Genomic DNA, 23,321 nt, shown 5'->3' on the forward strand with positions numbered 1-23,321 from the left:
ACGGTTTGATGCAACTATACTATAAACACTGGCGCTCATGGAACAGAAAAACATTGCGGAAATCTTATTGAAGTACGAACTCGGTATCAGTTCAGCGGAGGAAAACCAGCTGATAGAATCGTGGTACGAAGCGCAGCAAGCTGTAGAATGGGAACTGGATAGCGCCGAGCAGGAAGATCGTAAAAATACCATACTCCTTCAAATCCAGCAACAACTTGATGCAAAGCCTTCCTCGCGTAATCCATGGTACCGAAGAGCCGCTTGGATCAGCGCTGCTGCTGCCGTCCTGCTGATCGCTTTTGCGTTACTTTTTATCCCGCGTGGACAGTCGCATCGCGATACCCTAGCCGCAATAGATCAATTCAAACCCGGACAAGAAAAGGCCATACTGAAATTGGAAGACGGGTCAAGCATCGCACTCAAGGGAGGCAAATCGGGTGTTAAGATCGTCAACGGAACAGCCGTCTATTTAGATGGATCGCCTATCAGCGCTATGGAATTGCAATCGCGCAAATTGACCGTTGAAGTTCCCAGGGGTGGTCAATATCAGGTTAACCTGCCCGATGGCAGTAAAGTATGGCTGAATGCTGCATCGACAATCAGCTATCCAATGCAATTTGCTGCCGACAAACGGGAAGTCTTGTTAACAGGAGAAGCCTATTTTGAAGTAAACAAAAATCCACATAAACCCTTTATCGTGAAATCCAGAAACCAGGAAGTCAAGGTATTGGGCACCACATTTAACATCAACAGTTATGACAACCGCGAGTTTGTTGAAACTACACTGCTTGAAGGTTCGGTCGATGTAAATCAACGCCTGCTTGTACCCGGACAGCGATCGCTCATCTCCAAGACATCGATCCAGATTCTACCGGCCAATATCGAAGCAGCGACAGCTTGGAAGAAAGGATATTTCCTATTTGACAACGAACGGCTCGATGCCATTTTGGCTACACTTTCAAGGTGGTACAATGTAGATTTTGAATATGAAGACTCCGCTACGAAACAGCTTGTCTTTTGGGGATCTATCGACAAAAATCAATCATTGACCAAAACGCTTACCTTTTTGGAAAGCACCGGTCAATTAAACTTTAACTATCGTGACGGCAAAATAGCTGTTCACAAAATTAAATAACGAAGCCTTTTTTACACAGAAATCTAAACACATTAACCTAAATCACAGACCCGATGAATCGTCTAAAAAACTTGCTCTTGGTCACGTCGCTTCTTGCTGGTAGCACAGTCGTTGGTCAACAGCTCAATTATCAGGGAAAACCGACGCTCAAAGAACTTTTTTCAACCATCCGACAACAGACAGGCTATAACATCATTGCGTCTGGCAATCAGATCGACCTCAATACCGTTGTCAAAGTTCAGGCAAAGGATAAAGCCTTGCGTGATGTTCTTGATGAAGCCTTTAAGGATTTACCGTTCACCTTTAAAATTGTTGGAAGAGAGATCACCATTCTTCCACGGGAGAAAAGCGGCCAACAGCATCAAAAACAACAGCAACCTGCCAAACAGCTTTTGTTGAACGGAACTGTACGGGACAAATCCGGCCCCGTAGAACTGGTAACCGTTTACAACAAAAGCAATGATAAAGTTACCTTTACAAATGATAAAGGCGCTTTTAAGATCGAGCGGACCAATCATACCGACACCTTGGTTTTCAGTTCCGTTGGTTACGAAGAGAGGCAACTTGCTGTAGCCCCAAGCCAAAGCATCATTAGCATGCAGCTTTTGCAGACCCAAAACCTGCTTGATGAAGTCAGCGTACTATCGTATGGGCAGGAGGTATCAAAACGGTTGAATACAGGTTCGACCGCTAGCGTGACTGCGGCCACCATTGAGAAAACACCGACAGCAGACCCGCTCATTGCACTCCAAAATCGGGTTCCTGGTATGATGATCAATACCCTAAATGGCCTTCCCGGCATACAGACTCAGGTGCAAATCCGGGGCATCAATACGGTCAATCAGGATGGCCAAGCGCGACAACCCTTGTACATTGTTGATGGTATTCCTTTTAATAGCAGTTCACTGGCCTATATCGGTGCAAATGGCCTCACCTCTTCCTATTTAGGTGAAAGCCCTTTTAAAAGTATCGACCCCAGCACGATTGCCGGCATTGAAGTACTTAAAGATGCTGATGCTACCGCGATCTATGGTGCCCGGGGTGCCAATGGTGTGATCCTGATCACCACCAAACGCGGTAAGCCCGGTCGTCCCACCATCAGTGCTGATTATTACCATAGTTTTGGCTCTATCGCCAAGTATGTAAAAATGCTCAATACCGCCCAATATCTGGAGATGCGACGTGAGGCTGCAAAAAACGACGGTATTGAACTCACGTCCAATGATTACCCTGACCTGCTGAAATGGAGTCAAACGGAAGACCACGACTGGCAAAAAGAATATTTTGGCAATGTCGCCCATACATCCAATGCTGAATTATCCCTATCGGGGGGATCATCGGGTTTCAACTACCTGCTTGGCGGTGGATTTAGGCGTGAAAACACTGTATATCAAAAGAAAAACGGTCTTTCCGTCGGTAACTTCCGAAGCAACCTCGACTACCACAGTAACGACGGCAAATTTAAAGCTTCCCTTTCGGCGAGCTATGCCACGGATAAAAACGAAGTCATTCCACTATCGTTTACCAACTTTCAGACCCTGCCTCCGAATTTCTCCCTTTACGATGCTGATGGAAAATTAAATTGGACGATAGATAACCCTATTGCTGCGCTGGAGCGTACGGTTGAAAATAGAACTAAAAATTTAATCAGCAATATTGCGCTCAGCTATGAGTTGTTACCTAATCTTGTAGCCAAAATCAATACCGGTTATACCCGCATGAAAATGGACCAGCTCGCGATCAATCCACGGAGATCATTCAGACCATCCGAAAACATCTTGGGCAACAACACTTTTACCAAGGCTAGCACGGCTACCTTTAATTTTGAGCCTCAGCTGAATTATGATCTTATCGTGGGGCGCAGTTCATTTCGTGCCCTTCTCGGGGGTACTTATATCCATCGCGGTAACTCGGCAATTACCACAAGTGGAAACGGCTATACAGACGATAGTCAGATTAGAGACATCCATGCCGCACCAATCATCAATATCGAACCCAAGGATACTCAGTACCGTTTCCTTTCGGGATTTGCTCGTGTGGGATGGACGTTTGACCAAAAATATGTCGTCAATGCAACCGTCAGACGTGACGGCTCTTCCCGTTTTGGTCCTGGAAAAAAATATGGTAACTTTTGGTCTGTCGGTACAGCGTGGATCCTAAGCGAAGAGAGCTGGTTAAAGGATAATCAGTTTGGCTTGAGTTTTGCCAAATTGCGCGGCAGCTATGGTTTGACGGGTAATGATAATATTGGCGACTACTCCTATTTCGTGAATTACGAACGTATATTTGACAATTACCAAGGGCAGGGCTATCTTCCTAAGAACCCATTCAATGCAAATTATCAGTGGGAAGTCAACAAGAAGCTTGACCTTGCTGCTGAAATGGGCTTCTTGAAAGACCGCATCATCTTTGAAGCAAACTATTACCGTAATCGGTCGGGCAATCAATTAGTTGGCTATGGATTACCTACTCAGGTGGGTTTTAGTTCGGTCAACCAAAACCTAGATGCCAATGTACAGAATAGCGGCTGGGAATTTAGTCTGCAGACCACGCCGATCAACACCTTGGCCTTCACCTGGAAGACAAACTTTACCATGAGCATCAACCGCAACAAGCTCTTGTCTTATCCCAACCTTGCAAGCTCTTCCAACAGCCTAACCTATCAGATCGGTAAACCATTAAATCTGATCTGGGGGTATGAATATCTTGGAATCAATGCTGCGGATGGGCAACCGCAATTCCGCGATGTGAATGGCGACGGTTTTATCAGTTTTCCAGATGACTATGTCCCTCTGGCAAACAATATTCCGACATTCTTTGGTGGCTTTGGCAACTCGTTCAATTATAAAAACTTTGATCTAGACGTCTTTTTCAGTTTCAAAAAGAACACACATATTTATAATTATCCATTTACGAGTGCCGGAAGTGTTATCAATGCCCCTGCAATTGTCTTGGACAGATGGCAACATCCGGGTGAGGATGCTAAATTTCCTGCTTATACCACCAACTCCAGCACCATGTCCAATTACAATTCATCGGGTGCCAATTTTGTGGACGGGTCGTACATCCGCTTAAGCAATATTACCCTCAGCTACTCGGTACCGGGTAAAATGCTTGATAAGCTAAAACTTAAAAACCTACGCGCCTATGTCACTGGAGCCAATCTACTGACCATCACCAGTTATAAGGGTACAGATCCAGAAACCGGCGTGGACATGCCGATGCTGCGCACGTTTACGTTAGGATTACGGACTTCATTTTAAACCATTTAGACTACGACATGAAAACCAACTATATCAAATTATTGAGCTTCCTTTTACCTGTTGCCTTAGGTATGAGCAGTTGCAACAAACTGCTGGAGGTGACACCAAAATACATCTACACCACGGATCAAATTTATGCGAATGACACCATGGCCGACAGTGTTGTCGTCGGGATGTATGGCCGATTTGCTGCTTATCAAAATGATCTTTCACTGAACACGGGATTATCTTCTGACGAGCTGATACCCGGTATCAATAGCTTTAACCCCGAGTATAGCTTTATGTACAGCTACAACCTCAATCCCTTTTCGGGGCAGACGAATGACTTTTGGGGAAATCTATATTCCATCATTGGGATTAGCAATGCAATCATTGAAGGGGTTGGGCAATCCAAGGGCATGACGCAAGCTGGCAAGGATGAAGCCATCGGCCAAGCTAAATTTATGCGGGCCCTCAATTACTATTTTTTGGTCAATCTCTATGGCGATGTTCCTTTGGTGCTGACGACTAATTATCCGGAAGAACGGCTCAAACCGCGCGCAGCGGTAGCAGCAGTGTATACGCAGATCATTCAGGATCTGGAAGATGCCAGCCAGCTTTTAGGTTCGGATTACCCAGGCGAGCGCGTGAAGGCCAATAAGTGGGCTGCATTAGCCCTGTTGTCGCGCGTATACCTATTTACCAAAGACTGGACTAAAGCTGAGCAGGCCGCCAGTCAGGTGATCGCACAGTCGCAGTTGTTTCAACTGGGCCATTTTGATCGTGCAGACGGGGGCGAGCCAATGGATATCTTTACCAAAAACAATCCCGAGCAGATATTGCAGCTATGGAACAGTGTGGGCGCCTCCATTGGCATCGGCATAAAAGGAGAGTTTGCCAGCTTTGGCGTAACTGAAGATGCAACGGGTCTATTGCCAGCCTTTGAGGAGAACGATAAACGAAAAGAAAACTTCGTCCGTTTTGAAGAAACAGTAAACGGCTATCAGATCAACAAATACCGTTCCAACGGCGAAGCCGGATCTGCAAACAATGAGTATACCTCGGTGTTGCGCTTGGGCGAACAATACCTCAACCGTGCCGAGGCACGCCTGCAACTTGGTCTCTCAACGGCTATTGATGATATCAATATCCTACGCAGGCGTGCGGGACTTACGGATTTATCCAGTGGATTATCCCAATCACAGGCGAGAGCAGCCATCGTGCAGGAGCGTCGCGTTGAACTCTGTTTCGAATGGGGCGACCGTTGGTTTACTCTCAAACGCATGGGGCTAGCCGATAACGTGATGAAAAAAGCAAAACCGACCACTTGGAAGACGTTTGCCCAGCTCTACCCTTTACCCACCGTTGAGCTCCAAAATAACAGGCAATTAACGCAAAATCCGGGATATAACAACTAAACACGATATACAATGAGAGTTACGCTATTAGCTTTTGCCTTTCTTTATTCCATATGCTTCGTCAAGGCGCAGGAAAAAGCAACCTACCAGCTTCAGGGAACACTTTTTGGGGTTCCCAAAAATCAAAAAGGAAAACTTTTCCTTCAACGTTTTGGTGGCGATCTCCCGCTTGATTCTGCCCGGCTGGAACAAGGCCATTTTCGCTTTAAAGGTACTTCCGAAGGACCTGAAATCGCGAATCTATTTTACATGGATGCTACGGGGGAACGATCAGAAACACTCGATTTCTATCTGCACCCTGGCAAGATAACGATTCGGGCCAAACTCGGTCAGCTTAACCACGCGGATATTGCCGGCTCAACATTGAATACTGAAGCCAGAAGTTTTGACAAAACGCATCAGACGATATTGGACAGCATCAGTACACTAATGGCTGCCTATTTCGAGGCAGAGAATGCTTTTTCTCAGGATAGTTTTCGCATGGATTCGCCGGCACGGGCTACCATCAACACGATTGACGCGAGCCTCAACAAGTGGTCTGCGGCACTACAGAAAGCACAGGTCAACTATGTGCAGCAGCATACGGATCATGTACTCAGCCTTTTTAAACTACAGGCGCTGCTGAAAGATTCCAGCAATCAGCAACTGGTATCGGAGCTGTTTGGCAAGCTAACACCTGCCCTTCAAGATTCGCCGTTGGGCCAGGAGGTCCAAGAGCAGCTTGCCAATCTTAAAAATCTAAAGATCGGTGATATCGCACCAGAATTTTTATTGGCGGATACTGCCGGACGTCAGCTGAAGCTGACCGACTTTCGGGGCAAATATGTACTCGTTGATTTCTGGGCCAGTTGGTGTGTACCCTGCCGCGTGGAAAATGAACATGTAGCAAAAGCCTACGATGCTTTTAAAGCTAATGGGTTTGAAGTATTGGGTGTCTCCACAGATTTTGCGCTCAGCAGCTGGAAAAAAGCTGTGTCGGACGATGGCATGACCTGGACCAATGTGGTTGATCCGGATGGTCAGGTGAGCGCAGCATATCATATCAAAAGTATTCCCTCCAATTACCTCTTGGATCCCACCGGGAAAATCATCGGCATCAACCTACGCGGCGACGCCCTTTATGAAACACTAAAAAACATATTCTAATTCGCAATTTTATCACAATTATATGCATTTAAAAAAACTGCTCTACCTTTCGCTGTTAGGTTTTAGTCCGATGCTTGCCCATAGCAGCAGCACCCCGGGAGCGACGGAAATCGTATGGTCAAAACACGAAGACGATACCACCGCTTTACCTTTTGACAAAAGTGTCCGTTATGGTAAACTGCCCAATGGACTCACCTATTATATCCGAAAGAATACCGAACCTCAAGAACGTGTTTATATGTATCTGGTCAACAAGGTCGGATCTATCCTGGAGAACGAAAAGCAGCGTGGGCTAGCGCATTTTCTAGAGCATATGGCCTTCAATGGCACGACGCACTATCCCGACAACAGCCTGGTTGACTACCTGCAAAAAAATGGGATCAGCTTTGGAGCCGATATCAACGCGTATACCAGCTTCAATGAAACTGTTTACCAACTGCAGCTACCATCCAATGATGGCAAACTCGTCAGCAATGGATTTCAGATCCTTCAAGATTGGGCCCAGGGTATCAGTCTGACCCATCGTGAAATCGACAAAGAGCGTGGCGTGATATTGGAAGAAAAACGTGCCGGCAAGAGCCTGGGTGAGCGCATCCAGGACAAGACTTTACCTGTTGCGCTCAATCATTCCCTGTACGCACAGCGCATTCCAATTGGTACCGAAGAAGTCATTCAACATTTCCCTTATGAGGAAATTGAGCATTTTTATAAAAGCTGGTACCGCCCCAACCTCCAAGCCGTTATTGTCGTCGGTGATATCGATGTCGACCAGACCGAGCGAACGCTGAAAAAACAGTTTTCGTTGCTCAAAAATCCTTTGCAGCCAACAGCTCGAAAAACATACCACATTCCACTGCAGGGCAAAAATCAATTTATGGTGGTGACGGATCCTGAAATTACCGCAACATCCATCAATATCAGCATCAAACACCCTGAACGTAAATTACAGAACCTCGCCGACTATAAGCACAACCTGATCAAGACCTTGTTTAATACCATGATGGCAGGGCGATATAGTCCATTATTTCGCATAGCGAATCCGCCTTTTTTGAGCGGTGGCGCATCATTGGGTGGCTTTATGGGTGGACTAGATGTATTTCAGATCGAACTCACGGCCAAACCAGGTCGTCTGAAAGAAGGTTTTGACGCTGTATGGCGTGAACTTTTGCGGGCGAAACAATATGGCTTTACGGCCGCAGAACTGCAACGCGCCAAGGATACCTATATGAACCAAATGGAAAATATGCTCGAAGAAAAGGATAAGATTGCCTCCGAACAATATGTACAGGAATATATTCAGCATTTTCTGAACGGGGTAGCCTCTCCGGGTATCGATCATGAGATGAAACTGACGCGCGAAATGCTTCCGGCGGTCAGCCTTTCGGACATCCAGCAGCTCTTGCAACAGTATCTAACCAATAGCAACCGCGATATTATTGTGACTGCATCTGAATCGGATAAAGCAAATCTGCCGAAAGAGGCGGATATCAACAGTTGGATCGCTACCTTGTCCAAAGAAAAACAGACGGCCTTCACCGAAGAAACAAGCGATTTGCCGCTGCTCAAACGGGAAGCTCAATCTGGTACAATTGTTAAAGAAGAAAAAGACAGCAGTTTAGGAACCACGACCTTGACGTTGAGCAACGACGTCCGGGTACTCTTAAAACCGACCAACTACCAAAACAATCAGATCACCTTTCAAGGATATTCCTATGGCGGAACATCACTTTACGATGATCGAGATTTTCAGAGCGCGACCAATGCCGTTGGCCTCATTGCTGCCAGCGGGCTTGGCAACTATACAGCCGAACAATTTGAAAAATCATTAGCCGGACGAACGGCCTCGGCATCCCCCTTTATCAGTGAGACTGCCCAGGGCGTGAGCGGCTATGCCAACAATAAAGACCTGGAACTTGCCCTGCAGATGATGTACGGCTACTTTACAGAGCCTCGCCTAGATACCGCTATTGTTGCGGGTATCTTGGCCAATGCCAAAGATGGACTTAAAGACCGCGATAAGAATGGCGACGCTGTATTCCAAGACTCGGTCATGGCTATCCTGTCGGGCAATAATGTTCGTCGCACGGGGTTAACCATGGAGAAGATCAATCAGATCAATCCTCAGCGTGCTTTGGACATCTACAAAGAACGTTTTGCCAATGCTTCGGGCTACAATTTTGCTTTTGTGGGCAGCTTTGACATTGAAAAAATAAAACCATTGCTTGCCAAGTATATTGGCGGATTACCCAGCATCTCGTCGAAGGCACCTGCTTACCGTGATTTAAACATTCATATTCCTGCAGGGAAGATCGAGAAAAAGCTGGCGCTGAGCAAAGAAGAGAAAGCGATGGTCTATCTTGTTCTTTCGGGCCCATATGACTATAGTGAAGCCAATAATATGGCTTTGCAGGCCTTTCGGGAAGTTTTGGATATCCGTTTGTTGGAACGACTACGTGAAGAAGAAGGCGGTGTGTATTCGCCATCGATCCAGATGGATTATAGCAAGCTGCCTGATGCCCGTTATACCCTTACGGTAGCCTTCAGCTGTTCGGTGGCCAATGCGGACAAACTAGCGAAGTATTCGCTTGAGGAAATTGAGAAATTAAAGACTGCAGGACCTTCTGTTGCCAATCTCGACAAATTCAAAGCGAATGACAAGCTAAACTACGAATCCGCACTAAAAACAAATGATTTCTGGTCGAATTACCTGTACAGCAACCTGTATAATGGCGATGATATGCACCGCATTTTTGAACGTGCATCGTTGCGCGATCAACTGACCCCAGCGCTAGTTAAAGCGGCTGCCAAACGCTATATCAGTGACCAAAACGTTATTAAGATCGTTCAGCTTCCAGAAGTAAAAAAATAAATACAGAAGGGCTATTGACATCGCATTATTTTCATAAGCACTGAACACAAGAAAGCCGCAAAGATGTATATTCTTTGCGGCTTTCTTGTTTACTGACCAAACCTCCTGATTGACCGAAAAAGGAAATTCTCTATCCCCGGAATTTATGTTTTCCCATCGATGATTGCAAGCAACATCATGTTTAAAAAAAGCTTCGAAACTTCCAAGCCAGTGCAAATGCCACTAACAGCAATCCGATGAGCCAAAGATTGGGGACTACCCATGCACTCCATTTTTCTGTGCTTTGCTGCTGCAGCGTTTTTACGCGGCTAGCGCTGCTGTTTGTAGAAGCCCCCTGTTTATTACTTATCTTTACCTGAGATTCCAGCATGGCCAACTGCCCCTTTTGACCGATCAAACCACTAATGGGATGAAAGCGAAAACTGCTATCCGTCAAAAAAAGCCAATGCCGCGATTGGCTATCTATCTGTCCGCTGTACCAAATATCGAGTTGCTGCTTGTATTTTGACTGCGTTTGTTCTTCCCGCAGAGCTTCTTTCCGCTCGCTTTGATAAAGTTTACAGGAACAAAATAACAAGAAGACTATAGAAAAAAGTAACCGTTTGTACATGTACATTTTCAGAATACACAACTTTTGGCAATTTAGAGTGCAGCAAAAATGGCAATAACGGTGCAGCGTTTTTGGCAATAAGGAATGCAGCATAATTGGCAATAATAAATACATAGTTCATCTTTTGGGACGCGGTGTCCCAAAAGAAAAAACAAGCTTTGTCGCAGCAAAAAGACAAAGTTATTTATGAACTATTATTTAAGTAAACTTATGACCTATCACGAGGTTCACAAAATGCACCGGGAAGGCAGCTCGATCCGTAAGATCTCCGATCATCTGGGTCTGAACTGGCGCACGGTAAAAAAGCTTTTGTCCAAAGATGACCGAAGTTACCAAAATGAACTGGAAGCCCCCTCTTCCAAGAAAAAGTTACTGGATCCCTACCGTGATTTCGTAAAGGAAAAGCTGTCGCTGTATAATGACACCTCAGCGGCCCAGATGCATGACTGGCTCAGGGAGCATTACCCTGACTTTCCGCAAGTCAGCCCCAAGACCGTATTCAACTTTGTTCAGGGTATCCGGGCGGAGTTCAACATCCCCAAAGAAGTGAGCGGCCGCGATTTCCAGATGGTCGCGGAGCTTCCCTATGGTGAGCAGGCACAGGTTGACTTTGGTTTTTACAACATGACCACTACGCGCGGTAAGCAGAAAAAAGTACAGTTCTTTACTTTCATCCTGTCCCGGAGCCGCTATAAGTTTGTTGTTTTCAGCGATGTGCCCTTTACCACCGCTATGGTGATCGATGCCCATGAAGAGGCCTTTCGGTTTATCGGCGGACTGCCCCGGGAGATCGTCTACGATCAGGACAGGTTATTTATGGTATCGGAAAACCTCGGTGACATCGTCCTGACCTCCGAGTTTTCCAGCTATGTACGCGATCGTGGCATCAAACTTCATTTCTGCAGGAAAGCCGACCCCCAGAGCAAAGGAAAAGTAGAGAACGTTGTAAAATATGTAAAGCAGAACTTTCTCTAGAACAGGCCTTACCGTGACCTGGAAACACTCAACGATGAATGCCGGGCCTGGCTTTTCCGTACGGCCAACAACCTACCCCATGGCACCACGAAGCTCATCCCACTGGAAGAACTGCGCCGCGAACAGCTATTGCTGGAGATATGGTATGAAATAGCCCCGCAGACTCCGGCAAAAAAGCTTTACGCTGTCCATAAAGACAACAAAGTGTCGTATAAGGGCAATTTCTATAGTGTCCCAATCGGCACCTACAATGCCGGCACCGTTAAAGTGCAGCTGAGCGAACATGTGGGTAAGCTGCTCATATCGGATCTCTGTGGAAAAGAAATATGCACGCACGATATATCCAGCCTTAAGGGCAAGAAAATTATACTGCGCAGCCATAGCCGGGACATGGAGCCTAAAATAGCAGAAATAGTAGACCGGATCTCTGATCTGTTCGGAGATCCGTGTAAGGCAAAGGAATGGATCTTAGCGATAAAGCTGCACAAGAAGAGGTATATACGGGACCAGTTACAGATGATCGAGCGTATTATACAGGACAACAGCACGGATCATATAGCCCGGGCGCTGGATTATGTGCATACCAATAACATATTGAGCGCTACGGACTTTAAAGCCTATCTGGAATATATCCGCCTGGAAAAAAAACCGGAACGGGATACCAAGATCATCCGGCTCAACCCACTGGGCGGAAACAGGCACGCACAGCTGGACATTGAACCACAGAAAAGTGACCTGGATGATTATGAGGCATTCTTCGGCAACAACTAAACAACTCCCTGCCGAAGCTGCGGCAGGGTACATATTAAACTAAATCTTATCAGGCAATAACTATGAACAATCAAAATCAACAGGTAAAACAACTCTGCACCGACTTCAGGCTTTCAGCGATAGCTGCCGGCCTGGACGATATCTTATCGCGAGCAGAAAATGAGCAGATAGGCTATCTGGAGTTACTCTCCCGTCTTTTCGGGGCCGAGCAGCAGCACCGCCGGCAAAGGGATGAGAGCAGACGGATGACATCTGCTTCTCTGCCAAAAAACAACGATCTCTCGTTCTATGAAGCCAAACGTAACGGGCTTACCGACAAACGGCTCGCTGCACTACGGGAACTTAACTGGATCGACCAGCTGTTTAATCTCGTGCTGATGGGACCCAGTGGAACTGGGAAAACAATGCTTGCAGCAGGCTTGGCAAGAGACGCTGTCAGGGCAGGATATCATGTGTATTTCAGGACGATGGAAGAGATCGTTTCTACCTTAAAGACAAAGGACTTTGTACGTTCACAGGCTGCTGAGTACAAAAAAATGCTGCGGGCGGGCCTCATCGTTATTGATGATGTCATGCTGTTCCCGCTGGAAAAAAATGTCGCGGTCGCTTTCTTCAATTTCATCAACCAGATCTACGAATCTACCTCCATCATTGTAAAGACAAACAAGAAGCCGACAGAATGGGCTAAAATGCTGGAGGATGAAGTTATTGCAACGGCACTTTTAGACCGGATATTGTTCCGGTGTCACTGGGGAAAGCTATAGAATGCAGAATAGAAAAACGTTCTTGGACAAGTAAATTTTATAGCATACTTTTGGACTGGATTGTGTATTTATTAGTGCCGAAAATGCTGCAGCCACATTAACACCTTTAAAAATGAATCATTTTTACAAGGGTGGGAGTGAACTGCCTATTGGTACACCATGCTCCTGCCTAGAACAAACGAAATCGAGCTTTTCTCATCGAAGTAAAAGCCAAGAGATCCAGAGTTTTTAACGAGATGAGGCAAAAGAATGTAAGTAACTAGGGAAAGAGATTCCCCTAGTTACTAGCTACTACTTTCCTTAAGCAGATGTTTTATCTTTCTTTATATAAAGAATATAGAAAAATATAGAGCCTGAAATGATATATGGTATAAGTGGTGAGAAATCAGCAAATTTCAATTGATTTGTGTCTCTGTAGATACGAGTTATATCATTCACCCCTAAACCTAAAAAAAACAGGCACACTACAAAAGCGATAAAGATTACTTTTTTATTTATTTTGAACATATCATTATAATTTATCTACAAGCTTCTCCCCATTGAGCACTTGCATATATAAAACCCGCAGCACCAATTCCAGCTCCCACCACAGAAGCTCCACTAGCAGCTAATCCCACAAAAGCCAAAGCAAGGCCAACAGATGCTCCAGCACAGGATGATAAAAAGCTTTTTGCTAATTTGTTATTTGATGCAGATTTAACAAATATATTTTTCTCTTTTAAAGATAAAAATTCTGGATGAACTTCTGCAGTGTAAGTTAATTTATACATCAAAAGTACGCCCCTGATCATTACTGATTAAGGGGCGCTTACATACAATCCATAGACAAGTTGCCACCTACAACTTTGTCTTTTAGATCATTGATTTTTATAGTTCCACAATCCGAATGGCAAAGCCACCACCGGGTGCCGACTTCTGCTTTAACTTACTTTTATTATTTATTTTAAGTTTTTTAATCACATACGCCTGGGGATTGGTTTTATAATGGGCGTCTGGAGCATCGGCGTACATCGTAGCTTCGTATTTTTTGCCCTTTGTTAAAAAACCAAAATCCAGGATAGATTCATGTCCTTTCTCCCCGCTGACATTCCCGACAAACCATTCATTTTTACCTTTTGATTTACGGGCTATCGTTAGGTATTCTCCCGGTTCTGCTTCGAGATATAGGCTACTGTCCCAATCAACGGCAACGTCTTTGATAAACTGAAAAGCATCCATAAAACGCTCATAATTCTCCGGGAGGTCCGCTGCCATCTGCAATGGGCTGTACATGGTTACATACAAGGCCAGCTGGTTGGCTAGAGTCGAATTGACATGGGATGTATTCTTTGGATTGATCTTTTGGATATCCATCTCGAAGATGCCCGGTGTATAGTCCATCGGTCCGCCGATAAGCCGTGTAAAAGGTAAAATGGTAACATGGTTTGCATGGTTGCCCCCGAATGCCTGATACTCTGTGCCACGTGCAGACTCATTACCGATCAGATTGGGCCAGGTCCGCGATAATCCTGTCGGACGTACGGCTTCATGCGCATTGACCATGATCTTATATTTAGCAGCTTTCTCCAAGGCGTATTGATAATGGTTATTGATCCACTGACTATAATGATATTCGCCTCGGGGAATAATATTGCCTACATACCCACTCTTGACAGCATCATAACCATTATCTTTCATAAATCTATAAGCGCTATCCAAATAGCGCTCATAATTGCGGACTGCTCCCGAGGTCTCGTGATGCATAATCATCTTGACGCCCTTGTGCTTGGCATAATCCCGGATGCTCACCAGATCAAAATCGGGATAGGGCGTGACAAAATCAAACACATGATCTTTGGCATTGCCAAACCAATCTTCCCAGCCAATATTCCAGCCTTCAACCAACACGCCATCAAACCCGTGTTTTGCCGCGAAATCAATATAACGTTTTACATTCGCCGTCGTAGCACCATGTTTGCCATGAGGCTTCACTTTGCTATAGTCAGTTTCACCTAGATGTACACTAGGAAGATCATAGGTATAGGACCACTCGCTCTTTCCGGTAATCATCTCCCACCATACTCCTACATATTTGGTAGGCTTTATCCACGAAGGATCTTTAATTTTAGTGGGTTCGTTGAGGTTGAGCGTCATACGGGAAGCCAAAATATCTCTGGCATCATCACTCACCATAATTGTGCGCCAGGGGCTCCGGGCAGGTGTCTGCAAATTGCCTTTGGTCCCATTGGCATCGGGTGTAAGCCAAGATTGAAACACAAAATTTTTGTCATCCAGATGAAGATGCATACAGGCATAATTGATTAAAGCCGCTTCGTGGATATTGATATATAGCCCGTCGTCACTTTTCATCATCAACGCCGTCTGTACCCCTGTAGGCGAAAATGGGGTCTGTGAGGCATTGGGCGTAATCGCTTTGGCCATCAATCCTCTGATCTCAGACAGACGAGACTTGGTATAATCATACTCCTGGGTATCGTAATCTCCGGGAATCCAAAAGGCTGTATGATCGCCATTCATTGCAAATTGTGTTTTTTCCTCCTTTACAACGAGATAAGTCATCTCCTTTTGTTCGGGAAATTCATATCGAAAACCCAGACCTTGGTCAAATAATCTGAACCGGACTACAAGTTTTCTTTTAGACGTTTTCTGTTGCAAGCTAATGGCTAGTTCGTTGTACTGGTTTCGAATCTCACTTTCTTCGCCCCAAACAGGATTCCAGCGTTCATCAACCTGTTTGCTTTCTTGTGCCGTTTGTTCAAACTGGTCATACAATGAACTGGATAACGATTCTCTATCACCTTCTCCCGCCCCTGAAAATTCAACTTTCTTGGTATTGCCGGTCAATTCCAACCCTAACTTGCTGGGTTTGATGACAGCTTGGCCTTTATAACTCAAGCTATACGTCGGCGCACCTGATGCATCCAGTGAAAACTGAAGTTTCAATTTTCCCGAAGGCGAAAGCAGCTCTTGGGCCCGAAGTCCCAAAGTGATTAAAAATAAACTCATCAAGAGTGTAGTTTTTTTCATTTTTTATGATAATTAGTGGATTTTTATATTTTTCGCATTTCGATCATCCGTCAGTTTAATGATGCAGCTTCCCTGTTGGGCATCCCATGTCCAGCTCGGCTCATTGTTCTTTATCGTTGACGTTCGATTATTGTCCACAACCGCATAGGATATGGTCTTCCCATCAATGGTGACGTCATTGGGCCTGCTTTCAAGATGATAGCATAAGTAGAGCTGCCTTCCTTTGGCAGGTGTGTATCCTTTATCCCGGGGTTGAATAGCTGTTTCAAAATCGCCTTCAGCCAGGGTTGTGCAGGTAAAGCGTGTCGTAGAACCAATACCTTTGAGATAATCCTGTGTCTCTCCATCGTCTTCATAAAGTTCAAATGTAGCGGACTCACCCTCATAATTAGGGAAGATATGGATATAAAGCGGAGGCATTGGATCCTGGCCGATATATTGCATGATCGGCATCATGGGTACGATAGCACCTCTTTTGACAAACATCGGGATTCGGTTTAGAGCTGCGCGGTAGGCAATCTGCTGCCCCCCAAGGTATACCGTCTTTTTGTCATTAAAATCAATCCATTCGCCATCGGGCAGATAGAGTTTTTTGACCCGTTCGCCTTTTTTCAGCACAGGGGCCACAAGGATTTCCTGTCCAAACATAAACTGATCATTGATCCCAATAACCTGGTCGTCTAGTGGAAATTCCATAAACAAGCCCCTTAATATAGGTAGACCAGTCTGATGCGCTTTGTGCGCATAGGAATAGAGATATGGAAACAGTTGATATTTGAGTTCAATGGCTGTCTTGGCATTTTTTTCGGCGACCTCACCAAATAACCAGGGTTCGACCGCATTGTTGCCCTCGTGATGGGCGCGGCTCAATGGATTAAAAATACCAAATTGCATCCAACGTGTATACAGCTCTGCCATAGCAGGGTAATCTGTAATGTCTCCACAATAACCTGAAATGTCTGTCGTCCAAAACGGAATACCGCCAAGACCCGCCGATAATCCGACCGCAACCTGATTGGCCAATTGGCTCCAGCCTTCGGTCACCTCGGTCCCGCTGCCGCTATCGCCAGACCAGCCAAAGGTATAGCGCTGAAGTCCGGCATAAGCTGCGCGTGTCATCTGAAAGATCCGCTTGTTGGGATTATGCTTGTCAAACTGCTCTTTCACCACCTTATCCCAGGTAAGACCGTATACGTTGTGGATCTCGGCATGCATGCCTAACTGGTGTTGCATATGAAGTCTATCAACATCCTCTTCATTGCTCCAGGCAGGCTCCCCCATATCTGTCCAGAAACCACTAACACCATCGGCTAAGGGCTTCTGCTGGAGTTGCCCCCACCAGTCGGCCACAGATGGATTTGTAAAATCAACGACCCCACAATTACCACCCCATGGCCAAGGCATATCATAAGATGTACCCGTACGGCGGTCCTTGACAAAATATCCTTTTTGATGGGCCTCCTGCCACTGTCTTTTATTTGCTTGCGACACCACTGGATCTTGTGAGAGAATCATCTTAAATCCTTGATCATTCAGCTTTTTGAGCATTCCTTTGGGATCTTTATAATTTCCTTTACGCCAGTTGAAATCTTGCAGTTCCTGTGTCCAACCAATATCCTGATAGATGATATCACAGGGAATTTCGCGCTTTCGAAATTCGGAAGCGATCTCCAAAGCCTGGTCTTCCCGAGTATAAAGTCCACGGCTCTGTGCAAAACCAAACGCCCACCTTGGTGGCATGATCGGTTTCCCAGTCAAAGCGATATATTGCTGTTGGATCTCTTTATAATCCTTCCCATAGATAAAATAGTAGATGAAGGGACCATCTGGTGCTTCAAAAGAATAGGATTCTGTACTGCTGGTTCCAAAGTCAAAAGCTGTTTTATAGGTATTGTCCAAAAAAATACCATAATGGTAGCTGCTCATGAAAAAAGGAATACTCTTATACAATGGATCTTCTTGACTGCTATAACAGGGTTTGTCGCTATTCCACATCTTGTAAGACCGGCCTCTTCGATTGAGCGGCCCAGTCTTTTCGCCTAGGCCAAAGAATTGCTCATCGGGACGCAGTACTTTATGTGCCACGGTTTTGGTGCCGCTCGTGCGGTGTCCAAGACTTTTATAATCACTGAAAACCAACTTTTGCCACTTATCGTAAATCAGCAACTGCATGGGATCCTTGTTGAGGCGGACACGCAGCTTTCCGGTGAAGATTTCGAAGCTTGCCGGTTCGTTATTCACCTTGATTTCACCGATGTCCTCAAGCTGTTCATGAACTACTGCAAAGGAAGCGTTCTTCCTTTGTAGTGTGCCGCTGGCATCATACCATATCCGAACAACAGAACTGCTGCAAAAATAAAACTCCAGCTTAGCATCGTCGCTGCAATTGAAAGTCACCTTTCGCCCCTCGATCTGATAATCTTGGCATTGTGTCGCTTTCATCACCTGCCCTGCTGCTCCATGAACGATGGAGATCAGGCAAAACAGCATCAAATAAAAAGATTTTAGTTTATGCATAATAGGTTTTTAATATTCGATCACAACCATGTCCCAATACTTGAGCCCCGGCAGATCGATGGTCAATTTATTTCCTGTCTGCGCTTTAGTAAGCGGAATAGCGACGCCCCCTTGCATATCGGGCGATGCAAACCATACTCGCTTGACAGTACGTGTCACGTCGAGCTTGATCTGTAGGCCATCGATACGGGAGGGTTCCTGTTGGGTCCCGTTGGTGTCGCGCCATTCCATAGTATTGGCATCCTTAAAATTGATCAAATGGATTACATCACGATTAGCAAAATGTCGCCCATAGCTTGTAATACTGCCTGATCTTGCTTTACCATTACTGATAGTCAAAGCGTTTGTACCGGTGACACTAAAGACCGCGGCTGTACCACCGTCTCGCAATACGTTTTGGTAGGCGACCATAAAGTCATAATATTGGATCAGCTTTTCCTTTGTTGTTCCTTTAAGCAGCAGGTTGTTATTTGCAAAATATTCATTGGTCAAATAATGTTCTCCCATTTCAAGGTGAGCCCCTCCATTGGCAAAAATGACCGCATTGGTCAGCAACACACCCGGCTCATTGACAAAGCCGGCCTGATTGGACTTAGCATAGTTCATATAAGCTGCTAATACGGTATTCTTATTGTAATTGCCAAAACGGTCATTGTCCTGAATAATTTTCACCAATTCATCGTATGATTTGTTGGGATCCCAAACTTCGGTATATAAAAAATCAACAGCCGATGATGCTATCCCAGACTCCTGACCATATTGATTAACTGCATTCATCACGTGATACTTACCCGGAAAAGCCTTCTTTGACGCTGCTATGAATGAGCCGTAGCGCTGCTCTAGTTTCACTTCTTTGCCGGTATAGTCATATAGTTTTCCGCGGTCTCCCAACTGATCGATGTGATAGCCGTCAAAATTATAGACCGCAAATACATCTTGATGTCTTTTGTTAATGTAGGTCTGCCAGGCGGAGTTGCCGGGATCGACCAAATAGATATTGCTGCGAAAGGGTGCATTCAAGGGATGCCTATCTTTCTCCTGATGTTGATTATCCTTAAAAAGGTACCATTGTTCGGATACCCCATCACTTGCCGCATTGGACAAAGCGCCATACAACAAGTTGTAGAACATCGCTTTCATACCTTTATCATGAGCGGCCTGAATATACCCATCCACGGTAGATTTGTAATTAGTCCGGCCGATAAGATCCAGCCAGGAATCAGCCGGACTGGATACTGAACCGGCCAAAGGTTTATGCTGATCCATCTGCCAGTCATAAAACTGGATTCCATTGATATGGAAACGGTTGAGCGTTTCGACATTGCGTTGTATTGCCTGCTGATCAAGGCGATCATAATTGGATACAAATCCATACCGTGGAAACTTGCGCCAGTCAGAGGATACATCAACGGCTATGCTATAGAGCGGCTTTTTGGTTGTATCATCAGTTTTAAAAAGATAGACCATGTAGCCCCGAAAGTCTGTCGTAGGTGGTGTCCAGGTCCAGCTCAACTGCGAAAGCGGCTCCTCCTTGATCAATTCGCCCAGATAGGTATAGGCGACACTCAAATTATTGTCGGAGATTGCAGCTGTAAATGTGATCTTTTCCCCAGGTTTATAAACTGCCTTATCTGTATTGATGACAGGCTTAAAATAGGTCTGCCCATAGGTGATCGGATCTTTGTCAATATCGTAATAGTTGTTGCAGCTCCCGCTTAGAAGCATTCCGCCGGCAACCACAAGTCTGAATATTCGTTTCATCTGTAAATAATTATATCATGCACTCAGAAGCTTATTATTTTCCTCCATTTTGTTGATGGAGGAAAAAACCTTAAGATTGATTTATTGTTTGATAATTGTGACTGTTTCCTGTAGCTGATCCAGTGTGATACTGTAGGTACCCGGAGTGGTCACTTTCCACTTATTATCTGGATTAGAGCCAGACTTGCTAAAGATCATCTGCTCGGTCTGCCCTGAGGGTGTCCTGCCATTTTGTGAGGCCAAAAACCATGCGCCATTCCAATCGGCCTGTTTATCGCAACTGAACTTTAATTCACCGGCTTTAAGTGTTCCAGACCAGGTGAATCTGTGGGGTGTATCACCGTTGACCATCGGGGTTGCTGCGGCAATATCCCAACCATTGGGTGTCGCATCGCCCACAAGATAAATAACCGCAAACGGTGTAAAAGGAGCAATGGTAATTTTATTGGCCCGTAGATCCAGCCTGATCTTATAGGTTCCTTTATTAATCCGCCATTTATAATCATTTTTATTTTCACTCTCGGACCACTTGACGACAGGTAGGTCTGTTCCAACGCCTTGTTGATCTGTCTCTGGGCGCAAAAAGACAACGCTTGGATCAAAATCCGGCTTCGTTGCAATCTTAAACTCGTCTGTGCTATTACCAGAGTTTAAGACGGCATGATAGGTAAAAATAAAAGGGTCATTCGGGTCTTTCGCCATAGGCTGAAAGTTCCAACCGGTAAAGCCACCCACAAACCACAGTGCATCATACATAGCTCCCTCAATTTCAGTAATGGCAATTGATAGATCGATCAGATTGACTTTGACTTGGTATAGTCCCGATTTGGCAACGGTAAATGGAACATCGTAGGGATCTGACTCCGACTCACGATAATAGAGCTTTTCATTACTTGTTCCTTTGTTGTACGAAGGTCTAAAATTGCCCAAAGTGCTGATAAACTTAAACTCGCCCGGACTCAATACGCCTTGCCATATAAAGGCTCCTGGTGTACCCTGTATCGGATTCATCCTGCTGGCTTTGTTCGCATCCCAGCCGTTGCTTGTTGCGCTACCAAGGATATAGAGTGTTTCGGTAATCGGCTTGTAGGTTTTGACCTTTAAACTAATTATTTGAGACAGCTGTGCTGCGCTTTGTCCGTCTTGGGTCTCTGCTGTGACACGAGCTTCCAGCTGTGCTCCGCTTCCTGCTGTGATGCCAAGCTTGTCAATCAACAATTGATTAAAATCTTTGGTAACATATCTTTGTGACCGCAATCCTTTCTCAAAAGTACTGCTAATGACAGGCTTAAAATCCTTCCCTTTTTCACCGATTTCAAGGGTATACTTGATGGCGGCATTCGTTCCAAAATTAGAACCGGATGTCCAATCGAATACGACAGCTTCCTGCTCCGGGGCGGCAACATTCAATACAATATCTGATGTCGAGACACTAAGTTCTAAGGGGCCATCGGGATAGAGGACATGGCCAAAATCGTCTTTACAGGACTGACAGAACAAGGACGAAATCAAGATCAAATTGATAATATAATATAGTCTTTTCATCTTTTAAATTTGTTAGTTGGTTAATTACCAAATGGTTTTAATAACCGGGATTCTGCTTCAAATTTGGATTGGCGTCAATCTCAACTTGAGGAATAGGTAACAACAAATGTTTTGCGGTCGCATTGAGCTTACCGATGCTGTGCAGAAAGTTAAGCGCATACTGTCCATTGTCCCAGCGAATCAAATCAAACCAGCGTTGTCCTTCAAAAGCAAGTTCTATTCTTCTTTCGTGACGGATCTTTTCGCGCATATCAGCCTGGGAAAGCCCTGTAATTGACGTTTTGTCGGTCAACCCAGCTCGTTGTCGCACCAAATACAAGGGATCCACAGCTTGAGCTGTATTGCCGAGTTCATTGAGTGCCTCAGCCTTCATCAATAGCACATCTGCATAACGCAGCACAACGATATTGGCCGCATTGGTATTGTAATCGGGTGAAATGGACAATGGAACCAAAAATTTGCGCACGTTATATCCTGTGGAGGACATATTGGATTTGTAGGCCTTACCGTCGAAAAGTGGTCCTCCTTCATACAAAATAGTTTTATCTTTGCGCAAGTCTCCAGTTTCATATTGGGAGACAAACTCCGCCGTTGGCTGATTCCAACCATAGCCACCGCCTACCCAGCCGGAATTGCGTGGTCCCATATAGGTACTCAGCCAGTTTGCCTGATTTTCATCGTCCCAAAATCCGGCCTTGGTAAGTCCATAATATTGCACTTCAAAGAGCGATTCGGCTGTATTTTTATGACGAGGCTCACCTCCAAAACAGTCACTATAGTCGGCATTAAGTACATACCCCAGCGACTCGACCTGATTGCATTGATCAATGCACAACTGATATTGTTTTAGTGTGAGGTAAACTTTTGCCAAAAGGCCTGCCGCAGCTCCTTTACTGACGCGTCCCTTATCCTGATCGGCATATTCCTCACGACGTGGTAAAAGTGTAATGGCTTCCTTAAGGTCTGGTACAATGACTTCATTATAGATGCGTTCTTTGCTCACGCGAGCCGGTTTGAGATCATCTCCGGGTTTTGCGGGTACCAACGAAAGCGGCACATCGCCAAACAGCTGAACCAAGATAAAATAATAGTTGGCACGGAGGAATTTGGCTTCGCCGATCAATCTGTTTTTCAATTGGAGATCTATATCCATCGAAGGGACATTTTCCAGGACGGTATTACAATATAAAATACCGGGATTGGGTCCTCGCCAAAGATCAACCGCCGAGAAATTGTCTGGGCCAGTAGAAAAATTGGATAGTTGGATCGTTTCTATTCCATCATCGCCACCACCTGCGCCCACGACACTATTCCCCGCCATAATGTCTAATGACCATATCCGCATATTGTATAACTTGGGCCGTTGGAGTGGCTGATATGCCGCATTGATCATTGCAACGGCAGCGGAAGCATCCTTGACGGACTCGGCACTGGGATCCTCAAGAGGTTCTTTATCCAAAAATTTTGAACATGAGCCCAACCAGAGGGGCATCGCCGCAAGGGCTATATAAAATATTTTTTTCATCATCATGAGTCTAATT

At 45.3% G+C, this 23,321-nt stretch carries 15 protein-coding genes; 8 read left to right on the forward strand and 7 right to left on the reverse strand.

Annotated features, from left to right (window positions below; genetic code table 11):
• The first annotated feature begins 37 nt into the window (after positions 1-37).
• From FGL37_RS00440 to FGL37_RS00460, 5 genes are read left to right on the forward strand one after another with little or no spacing between them, the layout of a single operon-like run.
• On the forward strand, positions 38-1,135 hold the full coding sequence (locus FGL37_RS00440; RefSeq protein ID WP_037534093.1) for a FecR family protein: 1,098 nt from the start codon (positions 38-40) through the stop codon (positions 1,133-1,135).
• A gap of 53 nt (positions 1,136-1,188) precedes the next feature.
• Positions 1,189-4,398 carry a SusC/RagA family TonB-linked outer membrane protein gene (locus FGL37_RS00445; protein ID WP_051607231.1) on the forward strand — a complete coding sequence of 1,070 codons (3,210 nt, stop codon included), beginning with the start codon at positions 1,189-1,191 and terminating at the stop codon, positions 4,396-4,398.
• Positions 4,399-4,415: 17 nt separating this feature from the next.
• Complete coding sequence (locus FGL37_RS00450) at positions 4,416-5,795, forward strand: RagB/SusD family nutrient uptake outer membrane protein (protein ID WP_028071414.1); 1,380 nt, start codon at positions 4,416-4,418, stop codon at positions 5,793-5,795.
• A gap of 12 nt (positions 5,796-5,807) precedes the next feature.
• On the forward strand, positions 5,808-6,941 hold the full coding sequence (locus FGL37_RS00455; RefSeq protein ID WP_028071415.1) for a TlpA disulfide reductase family protein: 1,134 nt from the start codon (positions 5,808-5,810) through the stop codon (positions 6,939-6,941).
• Between the two features lie 22 nt (positions 6,942-6,963).
• Positions 6,964-9,810, forward strand: a complete 2,847-nt coding sequence (locus FGL37_RS00460) for a M16 family metallopeptidase (RefSeq protein WP_028071416.1) — start codon at positions 6,964-6,966, stop codon at positions 9,808-9,810.
• A gap of 181 nt (positions 9,811-9,991) precedes the next feature.
• Here the strand turns inward: FGL37_RS00460 and FGL37_RS00465 are convergent, their stop codons facing one another.
• Positions 9,992-10,420 (reverse strand): hypothetical protein, encoded by a 429-nt coding sequence (locus tag FGL37_RS00465; protein ID WP_138096619.1) that lies wholly within the window; start codon positions 10,418-10,420, stop codon positions 9,992-9,994.
• A 186-nt stretch (positions 10,421-10,606) separates the two neighbouring features.
• On the opposite strand from FGL37_RS00465, the gene istA reads away from it, so the two are divergent.
• The 3 genes from istA to FGL37_RS00480 all read left to right on the forward strand — a co-directional run bounded on the left by istA (position 10,607) and on the right by FGL37_RS00480 (position 12,930).
• On the forward strand, positions 10,607-11,395 hold the full coding sequence (istA, locus tag FGL37_RS00470) for an IS21 family transposase (RefSeq protein WP_051607232.1): 789 nt from the start codon (positions 10,607-10,609) through the stop codon (positions 11,393-11,395).
• Positions 11,396-11,524: 129 nt separating this feature from the next.
• On the forward strand, positions 11,525-12,166 hold the full coding sequence (locus tag FGL37_RS00475; RefSeq protein WP_051607233.1) for a hypothetical protein: 642 nt from the start codon (positions 11,525-11,527) through the stop codon (positions 12,164-12,166).
• Positions 12,167-12,228: 62 nt separating this feature from the next.
• On the forward strand, positions 12,229-12,930 hold the full coding sequence (locus tag FGL37_RS00480) for an ATP-binding protein (RefSeq protein WP_197734429.1): 702 nt from the start codon (positions 12,229-12,231) through the stop codon (positions 12,928-12,930).
• A gap of 518 nt (positions 12,931-13,448) precedes the next feature.
• Here FGL37_RS00480 and FGL37_RS00485 read toward each other — a convergent pair.
• The 6 genes from FGL37_RS00485 to FGL37_RS00510 form a co-directional block, all read right to left on the reverse strand.
• Positions 13,449-13,700, reverse strand: a complete 252-nt coding sequence (locus tag FGL37_RS00485) for a hypothetical protein (RefSeq protein ID WP_138096621.1) — start codon at positions 13,698-13,700, stop codon at positions 13,449-13,451.
• A 97-nt stretch (positions 13,701-13,797) separates the two neighbouring features.
• Positions 13,798-15,936: a glycoside hydrolase family 97 protein gene (locus FGL37_RS00490; protein ID WP_037534095.1), complete on the reverse strand. Its 2,139-nt coding sequence runs from the start codon at positions 15,934-15,936 to the stop codon at positions 13,798-13,800.
• A gap of 33 nt (positions 15,937-15,969) precedes the next feature.
• Positions 15,970-18,474: a glycoside hydrolase family 31 protein gene (locus FGL37_RS00495; protein WP_081817967.1), complete on the reverse strand. Its 2,505-nt coding sequence runs from the start codon at positions 18,472-18,474 to the stop codon at positions 15,970-15,972.
• Between the two features lie 9 nt (positions 18,475-18,483).
• Positions 18,484-20,235, reverse strand: coding sequence for an endo-dextranase (locus FGL37_RS00500; RefSeq protein WP_028071422.1), 1,752 nt, complete (start codon positions 20,233-20,235; stop codon positions 18,484-18,486).
• Positions 20,236-20,316: 81 nt separating this feature from the next.
• The gene (locus tag FGL37_RS00505) at positions 20,317-21,780 is read right to left on the reverse strand and encodes a SusE domain-containing protein (protein WP_028071423.1); all 1,464 of its coding nucleotides are present in this window, start codon (positions 21,778-21,780) and stop codon (positions 20,317-20,319) included.
• A 37-nt stretch (positions 21,781-21,817) separates the two neighbouring features.
• Complete coding sequence (locus tag FGL37_RS00510) at positions 21,818-23,311, reverse strand: RagB/SusD family nutrient uptake outer membrane protein (protein ID WP_232048603.1); 1,494 nt, start codon at positions 23,309-23,311, stop codon at positions 21,818-21,820.
• Positions 23,312-23,321: the final 10 nt, after the last annotated feature.

Source organism: Sphingobacterium thalpophilum, assembly GCF_901482695.1.
Lineage (GTDB): Bacteria > Bacteroidota > Bacteroidia > Sphingobacteriales > Sphingobacteriaceae > Sphingobacterium > Sphingobacterium thalpophilum.

Excerpts from the sequence above, each read along its gene's own strand:
- FGL37_RS00440 (WP_037534093.1), top strand. The coding sequence starts at position 38 with ATGGAACAGAAAAACATTGCGGAAATCTTATTGAAGTACGAACTCGGT.
- FGL37_RS00445 (WP_051607231.1), top strand. The coding sequence starts at position 1,189 with ATGAATCGTCTAAAAAACTTGCTCTTGGTCACGTCGCTTCTTGCTGGT.
- FGL37_RS00450 (WP_028071414.1), top strand. The coding sequence starts at position 4,416 with ATGAAAACCAACTATATCAAATTATTGAGCTTCCTTTTACCTGTTGCC.
- FGL37_RS00455 (WP_028071415.1), top strand. The coding sequence starts at position 5,808 with ATGAGAGTTACGCTATTAGCTTTTGCCTTTCTTTATTCCATATGCTTC.
- FGL37_RS00460 (WP_028071416.1), top strand. The coding sequence starts at position 6,964 with ATGCATTTAAAAAAACTGCTCTACCTTTCGCTGTTAGGTTTTAGTCCG.
- FGL37_RS00465 (WP_138096619.1), bottom strand. The coding sequence starts at position 10,420 with ATGTACAAACGGTTACTTTTTTCTATAGTCTTCTTGTTATTTTGTTCC.
- istA (WP_051607232.1), top strand. The coding sequence starts at position 10,607 with ATGAACTATTATTTAAGTAAACTTATGACCTATCACGAGGTTCACAAA.
- FGL37_RS00480 (WP_197734429.1), top strand. The coding sequence starts at position 12,229 with ATGAACAATCAAAATCAACAGGTAAAACAACTCTGCACCGACTTCAGG.
- FGL37_RS00485 (WP_138096621.1), bottom strand. The coding sequence starts at position 13,700 with ATGTATAAATTAACTTACACTGCAGAAGTTCATCCAGAATTTTTATCT.
- FGL37_RS00490 (WP_037534095.1), bottom strand. The coding sequence starts at position 15,936 with ATGAGTTTATTTTTAATCACTTTGGGACTTCGGGCCCAAGAGCTGCTT.
- FGL37_RS00495 (WP_081817967.1), bottom strand. The coding sequence starts at position 18,474 with ATGCATAAACTAAAATCTTTTTATTTGATGCTGTTTTGCCTGATCTCC.
- FGL37_RS00500 (WP_028071422.1), bottom strand. The coding sequence starts at position 20,235 with ATGAAACGAATATTCAGACTTGTGGTTGCCGGCGGAATGCTTCTAAGC.
- FGL37_RS00505 (WP_028071423.1), bottom strand. The coding sequence starts at position 21,780 with ATGAAAAGACTATATTATATTATCAATTTGATCTTGATTTCGTCCTTG.
- FGL37_RS00510 (WP_232048603.1), bottom strand. The coding sequence starts at position 23,311 with ATGATGATGAAAAAAATATTTTATATAGCCCTTGCGGCGATGCCCCTC.